General features: G+C 51.8%; 7 protein-coding genes. 2 read left to right on the top strand and 5 right to left on the bottom strand.

What is annotated here, in order from left to right:
- Positions 1 to 108 precede the first annotated feature (108 nt).
- The 5 genes from IQ268_RS24455 to IQ268_RS24435 all read right to left on the bottom strand — a co-directional run bounded on the left by IQ268_RS24455 (position 109) and on the right by IQ268_RS24435 (position 8,739).
- Positions 109 to 660: a chemotaxis protein CheW gene (locus IQ268_RS24455; RefSeq protein ID WP_193884688.1), complete on the bottom strand. Its 552-nt coding sequence runs from the start codon at positions 658 to 660 to the stop codon at positions 109 to 111.
- Between the two features lie 21 nt (positions 661 to 681).
- Entirely contained in the window at positions 682 to 1,047 is a 366-nt protein-coding gene (locus IQ268_RS24450) for a PleD family two-component system response regulator (RefSeq protein WP_193884686.1), read from the bottom strand.
- A gap of 758 nt (positions 1,048 to 1,805) precedes the next feature.
- Complete coding sequence (locus tag IQ268_RS24445; protein ID WP_193884684.1) at positions 1,806 to 2,588, bottom strand: 5-formyltetrahydrofolate cyclo-ligase; 783 nt, start codon at positions 2,586 to 2,588, stop codon at positions 1,806 to 1,808.
- A 3-nt stretch (positions 2,589 to 2,591) separates the two neighbouring features.
- Positions 2,592 to 4,796, bottom strand: a complete 2,205-nt coding sequence (locus IQ268_RS24440; RefSeq protein WP_193884682.1) for a hypothetical protein — start codon at positions 4,794 to 4,796, stop codon at positions 2,592 to 2,594.
- A gap of 118 nt (positions 4,797 to 4,914) precedes the next feature.
- Positions 4,915 to 8,739: a hypothetical protein gene (locus IQ268_RS24435; protein WP_193884680.1), complete on the bottom strand. Its 3,825-nt coding sequence runs from the start codon at positions 8,737 to 8,739 to the stop codon at positions 4,915 to 4,917.
- A 634-nt stretch (positions 8,740 to 9,373) separates the two neighbouring features.
- On the opposite strand from IQ268_RS24435, the gene IQ268_RS24430 reads away from it, so the two are divergent.
- Both IQ268_RS24430 and msrA read left to right on the top strand, forming a co-directional pair.
- On the top strand, positions 9,374 to 9,637 hold the full coding sequence (locus tag IQ268_RS24430; protein WP_193884678.1) for a hypothetical protein: 264 nt from the start codon (positions 9,374 to 9,376) through the stop codon (positions 9,635 to 9,637).
- A 61-nt stretch (positions 9,638 to 9,698) separates the two neighbouring features.
- Positions 9,699 to 10,163 carry a peptide-methionine (S)-S-oxide reductase MsrA gene (gene msrA / locus IQ268_RS24425; RefSeq protein WP_193884694.1) on the top strand — a complete coding sequence of 155 codons (465 nt, stop codon included), beginning with the start codon at positions 9,699 to 9,701 and terminating at the stop codon, positions 10,161 to 10,163.
- The last annotated feature ends 126 nt before the right edge of the window (positions 10,164 to 10,289 follow it).

Below are 10,289 nucleotides of genomic sequence, written 5' to 3'. Positions count from 1 at the left end.
AGTCTCAGACCAAGACATGGCATCTCTCAATATTCTCAAACGAAGCATCTGTCCTCACTGGAACTACACGATCAAGCCTCGCTCTGGACTCGACTCAAAAGTGTGAACTTATTTTTTAACAAGCCCTAAGCGCACAAGGGCTTCAGCATCTAAGACCAGCATGAGATTATCCTGCTGAAGCAAATATCCCTTCAAACAAGATGCCAGATCGGGTGAAGCAGTATCTTGGGGTGGTTGAATTAAACCGGAGGAAAAATAACGGCTTCCTCTAATTTTTTGAACAACTAACCCCATTAACGTGTGACGATGCGACGTGGCCAGTGGCATTGCTTGCTGGCGAAACAACTGGTTAACTTGAATGACAATGATTTCATAATGAGCGAGGCTAGGAGCAACGGGTTGAGACATCAGTAGGTAAGCCGTATCAATCACCCACATCACTCGACTGCGACGCGATAACAGACCCAGGACACAGGCAGGCATGTTTGGCATGGGTGTAATCTGCTGTGCTGGGATAGTGATAACCTCTTGCACCTGATCCATTGAAAAAAGTGCCTGAGTCTGTTCGCCAAGTTGAAAGCATAAATAAGGGTCGCCCAAATAAGTATCGGCTGACTTGTGTAGCCGATTTGCTGGAGAAACCGTAATTGAGGTATTCATTAATTCATTAATAGATGTAATTCATTGACTAAGGCTGTATTGAACGGCACTAATAAGCTGAGCAGCAGTGAAAGGTTTGGTCACGTAAACATTGATTCCCTGCTTCATTGCCCAAAGGCGATCGATGGGCTGATCTTTGGAGGTGCAGGCAACGATCGGTGTTTTTTGCGTAATGGGATTGTCCTTAAGAATGCGACATAGTTCCAATCCACTCATTCCTGGCATCACTAAATCAGTCACGATCGCGGCCGGTTTATGTTCTACGGCCTTGTTCATTGCCTCTTTAGCACTAGTGGCAGCAATGACAGTGTAGCCACTTTGCCTCAGACATTGACTCATCAATTCAAGCTCAGAGATAGCATCGTCTACAACCAAAATCGTGAGCATTTTTTACTTCCTCAAAACCGCCTATCATTTCAGCACGCCAATCTAAAGCCGCCCACTGTTGATGGAGTTTGGTGATGCACACTCTGTAGTAGTACTGTAGTTACCTTCGTCAAAAAGCAACTTTTTTTACATTTTTTGGAGAAATTTCTGAGTCAATCTGGCTTTAGACTGATTTTTTATACAACCTTGTCAATAACTTTCCGGAGGGTTTCTTTTCCAAACCCAGAATGTTTACAGCCTGGAATGCTTCATTCATATCGGTGCCCTTTTGTCAAATACAATCAATGAGCAATAGGAAGACTTGTACAACAAGGCTTGTAGCTAAATCGCCTGCCAAAAGTGATGTCAAAAATCATCGGCACAAAACTACAGCAGTGTTTGAAAAAGCGCATAAGTGCTTAATATTAGTTCAACAATGACGATCGCAACCGTATTGAATACAGGTTCCAGTTCCAGTAAAGGGTATCGAACGGTGGTACCAGGGACAGAGGTTTTTCGTCATCCGCTTTCTGGCTGAAAAGTTCAGCAACGTTAGCGGATGTAGCCGTTTGCGATCGCGCTACATATCCGAGCAGAAAACGTCTGTAATCGCTCTCTAAATCACCAAAAGCTGGAAGATTGGGGGCAGTCTGAGCGGCAATCAGCAGTTTCCTGTCCTCTTACATCTATCGCTGTGCGCCTCAACAGTTGTCCTACGCTGCACGACGCATCAATTAAATGAAACGGAATGTCTGTGCTGACCGACCATTTTTACATCGTCATGCTCTGGATGAAGGGCGATCGCACCATTGAGCCTGTAGCTGACGTAAAACGGGAATGGCCTGATATTGTTCAGGCCGAATGGTATCCCAATTGAGTCCGGCAGGGGTTGGATAAGAACTGTACGTTTCAATGATGTCATCAGGCGTAACAATCCAGTTCAGCGCCCAATCGTGATCGTGCATCGCTAAGCGTGCCTCGTCCACAATTTGTAATGGGTGAACCGTGGTAACGATGGGTGTTTCGGGTTGGATTAAGTCGAACGATCGCAATATTGCCAATTCCAGGTCGGCAAATCCAGCTCCTTTTCCGGTGCGTCCACCGTTGCGGGTCACAGCCACACAGCCAACGGTCACCAGATCAATGGGCTGCATCTCTTCAAAAGCAACGAGGCGACCGCAAGTTAATGCATTCCGGGCAACAGCGGCATCATCAAATGTAATCTGGCGTTGGCGCAAGTCGTCCGGGTTGAGTTCAATGAAGCAACGGGCATGGGTCAGCCGGGGAACCGCCATGTAAACCCGTTTTCCATCCTGTAATGCACGCGATCGCACCGGAATGTGAGGAGAATCGGGATTACATTTAATCACCGTTGCTTGTTGCCAAACGGGCAAAGTAGCAAGCCGTGCAGCGGCTCGATCGGCTCCAACAAAGGTGGGAATATGCCCAACCGGGTCGCGGAGCGAAACCCGATGCTGCTGTAGCACTGCCCAAACTGCTGCCCTAAGCTCGTCTTTGTCGGGATAGTAGCCGCTCCAATCGGATTGCGCCGAGTTCAACATGAGTTAGCCCTGCACCATAGAATTGACCGTGAGCGGTTCTGTGAGTTTTTGATGGGTACTCGCCATCAGCGTATCCAGATACCGCCGCAAATGATTCCACTGCGTGTAGTTGGGGCGGTAGGTTTGGTTCTCTGCTTTAACAAACAGCGGAGCCGCCATTAGCGTCTGATAATCGGGGTTAAGATTCGACTCAGCCGTACATAATGCAGAGTCCGGTTCGGTGGGAATCAATCCGGGCGGTAGGTGCCCTTCAAGCAGCGCCAAGATTCGAAGCTGACAGGCGTGGGTGTTGATACCACGATGTTCTAACAGTTGCATGACATCTTTGGCCGAAACGGGCTGATCTGGAAAGGCACGCAGCAGTTCTAGCAACAAGAAATAATCGCTGTATTGCTGACGCGGCAGATTCAACACCCGTGAATGCAGTGGCAAGGTGGCTAACCCATAGGCAACTCGACTACACAGCGGCAGGCAATTCTCCTGGGGCGACGGGGCACGAATGCCCGTGTAGCTGTCTTGCACGATCGTAGCATTGGGCAATTTTTGGCGGAGCCAGCGGGCGATCGCACTCAAGGATGCCGTTCCGCCAGTGCAAACCACCTGGTTAACCCCCAGCACCGACAGCCCCGTGTGGGAAAGTAGAGCGTTGAGTTCACGGTTGAGCCGTTGAATATAGGGGAGAAAGACACGGCTGCCTAACTCAGGTCGAGTGACAACCCACTGCCGATCGCCCAATTTAAGGGTAAAGCGATCGCGTCGTTGTAACGTTAGCTTCAAATGCCTTGCCGCTTCTAGCAAACTACGACCCAGGGCTGAACTTTCTAGCCGCTGTTGTAACAGTATCCGATTCACCAGATCAGGTTCACCTGGAAGCGGCAACGTTAATTGATCCAGTCCCAAACTCTCAAGGCCAGACGATTTTGGTTCATTAACAGCAGAGCGGCTGGAGCCTTCAGCCTCCACACTATCCCGATTAGAGTTGTCATCATCAGGCGAGTCCAGGTAACTCGACCAGGCCGGATAAAACAACTGACAAACAATATCTTGATCAATGGCATTACCGCCATAGGGCAGGGTGCGAATCGTGAAGTCGCGGTAATGTAAATCGCTCAATTGTTGCGGCAAATCTACCAGAGCCAGTTCAGTAACGGCAGCACCACCGTTGATTACTAACGTACCACCCTGCCAGTCTGTATTGTGCCACTCTGGCTCCGGCACCGAGTCAAACGGCCACTGAATTTCGCGTCCATCTGCACTGCGTAACCCTGACAAGAGAGTGGCGATCGTATCTTCAACAAACCAAATTTGCTCTGGACGGGCAACCAGCTTAGCCGCCAAAATCGCTTCTCGCACGTTAAAGGTATAGGTATCCGACCAGTTCGCCGGATACCCCACGATTACGCCAGTCATTTGCCGTAAGGCGGTTTGAAAAGCTTTAGCATCCAGCCCCACTGCTGTACAGGTGAGGGATGCCGAGGGAGCCACGGCAAGCTGTTGATAGCTCAACGCCGACAGGAGCGATCGCAATGCCTGGTGTACCCAACTCAACGGCACCTGATGCTGATCAGACCATTGCAGTACGGGTTCCCAGCGCTGGGTTTGGGGCGAGTAGTGGGGAATTCCTGTCTTAAGGTACGGCTTAAGGTTCCGCAACATCAAGCCAGACGAGGTTGCAGTTGAAAGGGGAGCCACAGGGACGATCGCCAATCGTTCAGATGTTAATGGCGCGGTGGTTAAATCTGCCGTTTCGCCATCACCATCCTCGGTAGAAAGGTACACCAGCGTGGGCAGCCGCAAGAGGCCATCCAGGGCAAAGGTATCATTACCGGGAGGCGTAATTGCCCAACTAATAGGATGCAGTTGACGGCTAACTTGATTCAGCAAAACGGCTGAAATGCCGGTTGTGCCAATATCCAATCCCAAATACCAGACTGGGTCTACTGCATCTGCCGCCGGATCAAACGAGGGAGAAGCGGGGGTGGTCGGAGTATCCAGCTCTGGCGATCGCGCCTGTCCTGCGGCTCGGTTAAAGGCATCAACCGCTGCCTGCACCTTCGAAGCAAAGAACTCACCCTGCTGATCGGGTGCGATCGGTGTTTCAACACTCGCTTCAATAGGATCTACAACAGGCGTTTCAGTGCCCACTTCAACCGATGTTTCTACCACGGCCTGAGCCGATGTAGAGAACTGATCATAGGATTCGACCATAGCAAGCGGCTCAAGGTTCGCTGCAATGGAATTAGCCCTCAGATCGTCGCTGGCAGTAGCCTGTTCTGCCGACAGTTCTACCGCCGCTGACAACGCCGGATCGGGTGCGGACGGTGCCTCAGGCTCGGGGGTTATTTTTTTTTTCGAGACTCTCCGAGTCTGAAACGTCTGTGTCTGCAAAGAACGGAGTTTGGGGATTAGCGGGAGGGGTTCCTGCCCCAGCTTCCGGTTCTGCATCCGTGGCCGTAGACATGGCTGGCAGATCGTCAAACAGGTTGTCCAACCCTTCCAGGGTAAACGTACCGGACTCAGAAGTTTTGGCAGCAAAATCAGCCAGGGTTAACTCTGCATCGCTGGCATCGTTTGGAGCAGTGGTGGGAGGAACGGCTGGAAAATCTTCACCAAACAGATCCTCGGCAAACGGCTCCGATGCTGCTGGGGCATCGGTGGGCAGCGTATCTACAAAATCATCTAGCGTTAACGATCGCTCCTGCGGCTCAGGCTCAGAAAGCGGCAGCGGCGATTCTTCTAATTCGGGAATAGAAAACAGATCGTCAACCCACTCTGGCTCGGGTTCCTCTCCCATATCTCGGCCAAAGCCGCTGATCGTAATCTCTGGATCGCTACTTGGGCGATCGGTTTGGTAGGCCGGACTGGCATCAGAATCGAACCAGCCAGCCGCAACATCATCTGAAACCGCTCCTCCCTCTTGCGCCCTGCCGCTGCTCTCGATCGTTGGCTCGGTCACGGGTACGCTCGACTCAAATGCCTCTAGCAGGTCGATATCAATGAATGTTTGCGGCAGATCGGTTGTGGCGATCGCCGCTTCGGTAGCTTCACCCGCGACATCTGGATCGTCTGGGGTTACATCAAACTGATAGGCCGTGCTGATATCAGAATCAAAAAAGCCAGACAGCAGATCACCGTCTTCTGTAGCTTCCATGCCATCTGGTAACGCTGCTTCCATTGCAGATGGTTCAGACCCCGTGGCAAAATCATCGGAAAACAATCCTTCTAGCGTGGCATCATCCAGAACTGACGGCGATTCAATCTCCGTTGGTTCATCTGCTAGCAGCGCTTCCAGGGTAGAGTCGCTGATCGATGCTGGATCTTCAGCGCTGTCATCCATCAGCCCTTCTGCCGTTACTGTTGGTTCGGGGGTAGCTGCCTCCGGCAAAGAACCGAACAGGTCTTCTAATAATGTGTCTGATTGATCCGACTGATCCGATTGATCGAAGGCTACAGACCCGCTTTCGTCAGTTACCTCAACCATTGGCAAGTCTGGCTGCGGAGTTTCTAAACCATCGGGCGAAACGGGCGGCTCTGGCTCTACACTCAACTCGACACCCAACTCGCTGGCATCGTCTATGTCTTCTCCACGAAACAGAGCATCTAAATCAGATATACCCAGTTCTGCCAGCATCGGATCGGGATCGGGCAAGGCCATCTGTAGCTCGTTTGCCACGGCTGGTGCTGCGGGCGTAATAGCATCTGTTTCGGTCGCAGGCTGCGTAATAGCCTGCGAGAAAATCTGTTCTGGATCGGTTTCTGGAGGCGGTTCTGGTAGGGGTTGAGCCGTTTCTGTCCATTGATCAAGCGTCCAGCCCGTTTCCTCTACGCCGCTGGGTGATCCCACTGGATCGTCTATCTCCAACCCCTCCAGGCTAGAAAGGTCTGCGGTTAGTTGCTGTAGTGTATTCGCCGCTAAGCGGAGATCGAGCCGGGATTCTGAAGGGGGTTCTCCTGTCACCAGCAAATCTTCGTCTGGCGCTGCCGGGATATAGGTGTCGTCTACATTAGTGAGTTGCTCGCTGCTGGGTTGGGGTGCTTCCGTTTCGGGGCGGGTTTCTGTGATGTCAATCAGATCGGAGAGAGCCGCGATCGCGACATCATTGGGCGCGTCTGGATAGGCCGTTTCACCCACGCTTGTGAGTGGATCAAGCATATCGGTAGCCGTGGACGCACCCAGCGGTTCGTCCATGCGAAACAGAAAATCTTCAGCCGACTGCGGTGTCTCCATTGTGGCCAGTTGGTCGGCCAATCCCATCTCTGGCGATGTTGATGCGGGCACGTCATCAAACAGATCTTGATCCAGCGGCGACCCACCCTCGGTGGCGGTGCCTGGCAGGTCGTTAATTGGTTCATCGAACAGGTCGTCAGTCGGTTCGCCAAAGGTCGGTGTGTCTGCCTCACTCAACGAATCGTTAAAGGGAGCGGAATCGTCTGATGGGGCGTTGCGATCGCTAAACAGCCAGCTCTCTATGGCTGGATCTAACTCCACCTCCTGATCGCCATCGGAGGCAGTCTCGCTAAGCAATGGCTCATCCACAGGTGTAACTAAGCTCTCTGCATCTAGCTCCTCAGTTGAGGGGGAGTCTGCTGTTATTGTGCCCGACGAGCCAAAAATGCTCTCATACAGCCTGTCCAGGTCTTGATCGTCCGGTGGCAGTGCCAGATCCTCATCGTCATCAGGTGGGGTCGGTGTCAATCCCATCTGCCGTAGCGAACTGCCTTCCAACAATGATGGGTCTTCCTCTACATTGAGCTGATCTAGCAGGTTGAACGCGGACTCTAGCTCACCGATGCCGCTGCCAACGGCACCCAAACCTGGCGATGCCTCTGGCTGCTCGTCTATTTGCAGCATTGTGATGTCATCGTCGTCGTCATCTACCTGAAACAGAGTAACGTCATCGTCGTCGTCCACCTGAAACAGAGTGGTGTCATCGTCGTCATCCACCTGAAACAACGTGATGTCGTCGTCCAGGAACCGTTCATCCGACTGAATTGGAGTAACATCAGAACCACCGGAGCCAAATCCGCCACCGGGGGCTTCTAGATCCAGGTTTTCCAGATCTAAACCAAGCTGATCGAGGGTTCCAGACTCCAGATATGGATTTGGAGCGGCGGTATCGGGGTTATCGGGGGCGATCGCCGTCTCCGGGGTACTTTCTCCACTGGTGAGTTCATCTAATAATTGATCGATTTCCGCATCCGAAATATCTTCTAGCGCAGACGGTTGCAGCGATCGATCTTGCAGCGATGGGTCAAGAGCGCCAACGGCTGCCGGGTCTAGCGACTGCACATAAGAGGAAGCTTCTCGCCCCAACTGTTGAGCGAGTCGGCTTAACAATGCGGCAAATAGAGCTTCTCCCTGCTGCCCCAGGTTGTGCATTTTTTGCAGCTCTTGCTGAAGCGAATCTTGATAGCTGTGTACATCCCGCAGCAATGACTCAAATACCACACGCAGGGTAGAGTCCAGGTTTAGCAGCATCTCGTCGGTCTGCGTTTGCGTACTTTGCAGCCACTCTAGCTGTTGAGCCGAACTCAGGGCAGACTGATTCGCCATCGCCCCGCCCATCTCGTTGTCTCCGGGTAGCGATCGCCCCTGAACGGGTTGGCCTTCCAATCCAGGCTGGAACGACTGAGCCATCTGCCGACTCAGGTTTTCCTGCATCCGGTTAATGGCGTTTTGCAGATAGTCGGCAATGAACTGCCGATCGGCTGACTGTTGAGGCAAAGCGTATTGCTGCCGCTGGGCTTCAAGTTGCCGAATTTCCTGTGTCAACGCCGATTTTTGTTGCTGCAACTGCTCAACTTCCGATCGCAGCGGTTGCATCATGTTACGCCGCAGATAGTTCATTTCCTGCACCACCGCCTGCAACACTTGCTGGGGCGACTCGTTGGGGAAGTTAGCTTGCGTCTGGGGATAGGATTGATACTGCGAATAGCCTGGATCGGAGGCGAAGCCGCCCCGGCCATAGGGTTCGTCTGCGGGTAACGACTGCCGTTGCAGTGCCATCAAGTAAGAGCGAGTTTGCTCTAAAAGCTGACGCTGCTGGGTCATTTCGCCAGACATCACCCACGGCAATCGTGGGCTGGTTTTGTTGAGTACCCGATCAATTTGATTAATCAGTGATTGAATTTGAGGCTGTTGAGAAGTCACAGTATCATCCCTGACGAGAACGGTGCAGGTGGGTTGAGGGGGTTGGCTAGTGCTCTAGCGACCTGTGCCTAAAGGTTAGTGCATCAATACTAGTGCATTGCTCGTCCCTCAATAGTAGTACGTTAGGTTTCCCTAAGAGACTAGCGAACTGGAAGACATTTTTGAGTAGATTTGGGTGATTTTAAACTAAATCGATCGCGCCAGTAATCTGGTTACGATCCCGATTGGAGGCGGCAGAGGCTAAACCTGAATGGGTCATACTGGCTACCGTCCTTAGTCTAGATCTAGCTGCCCTAGTTTGCCTTAAAACTGAGGGAATGCTACCTCATCAACCTGTAATTTTGTCAGTGTCATTACCGACAGGTGCGAAATTAAGTTCGTAGGTTATCAAATTTATTTCGCAGTGAATCGTTTTCTGCTCGATTGACGGCATAAAAACACAAAAGTTGACACAATTTACGGTTCGCTCACGGTTCGCTTACGGTTGCTCAGTGTTGGGCTAACGATGACGTTCAACCTCTGTCTGCGGATGTCTGTGGAGGTGCGATCGCTCTATCTCGCTACAGAGCCACCCTTTGTTGCAGATTCGTTACACTATTGGTAGATAAAGTTACAAATAGAAATATTTCGTTCCATGTTACCGAATCTGCTAGAAGCAACAAAAGACTATTGGCGCAAGCTAGACGAAGTAGAAGCAGCCTATCAACGGGGTGATCTGACCGTTGCCGAGGTGGATGCCAAAGTTCAAGACCTGATGGTGGAATTGGGGCAAGAACGGCGTGCCACCCTGCATTTTGTAGCGGATGGCTGTCGTCGCCTCTGGCACGAGCAGCGAGAGGCGATCGTTGGGGTGACGTTGATCGGTGTGCTGACATACGCCTGGGTGGTCGTTAGCTAAACTCGCCAGGATTACGAACTCAAGGTTACGAACTATAGTCGTGGGTGGTACACAGGGCACAATGGCACAGGCAACGTTTGGAGCAGGCTGTTTTTGGGGAGTAGAAGCAGCGTTTCGCCAACTGGATGGTGTGCAGTCAACCTCGGTTGGCTACATGGGTGGGCACTTCGAAAACCCGTGCTACCTGGATGTTTGCGCCCGCATTACGGGACACGCCGAAGTAGTTCAGGTGCAGTACGATCCGGCTCAGGTGAGCTATGAAACGTTGTTGGATACGTTTTGGGCACTGCATGACCCAACAAGCTACAACCGTCAAGGCCCGGATCGGGGCGAACAGTACCGCTCGGTGATCTTTTACGACACACCAGAGCAGGAAACGGCGGCTGTGCGATCGAAACAACGGCTACAGCAATCGGGTCGCTATACAAAAGAAGTGGTAACGGCGATCGAACCTGCTTCAACTTACTGGTTAGCAGAAGACTACCACCAACAATACTTTGCCAAAAAGGGAAAAGGTCGGCACTAACGACAGGAGCCTCCAGGCTGTGAACGTTGTAGGAGCGTTTTGCACAACGTCTTTACAAACGCTTTTATAGTCGAAATGAAGCGATCGCTTTGGTACCGTCATGTAGTAGTGCCGTAGAGTAGCGAT

It is taken from the genome of Oculatella sp. LEGE 06141 (assembly GCF_015207605.1).
Classification (GTDB): Bacteria; Cyanobacteriota; Cyanobacteriia; order Elainellales; family Elainellaceae; genus Oculatella.
This window is presented reverse-complemented; position numbering and strand designations above follow the sequence as displayed.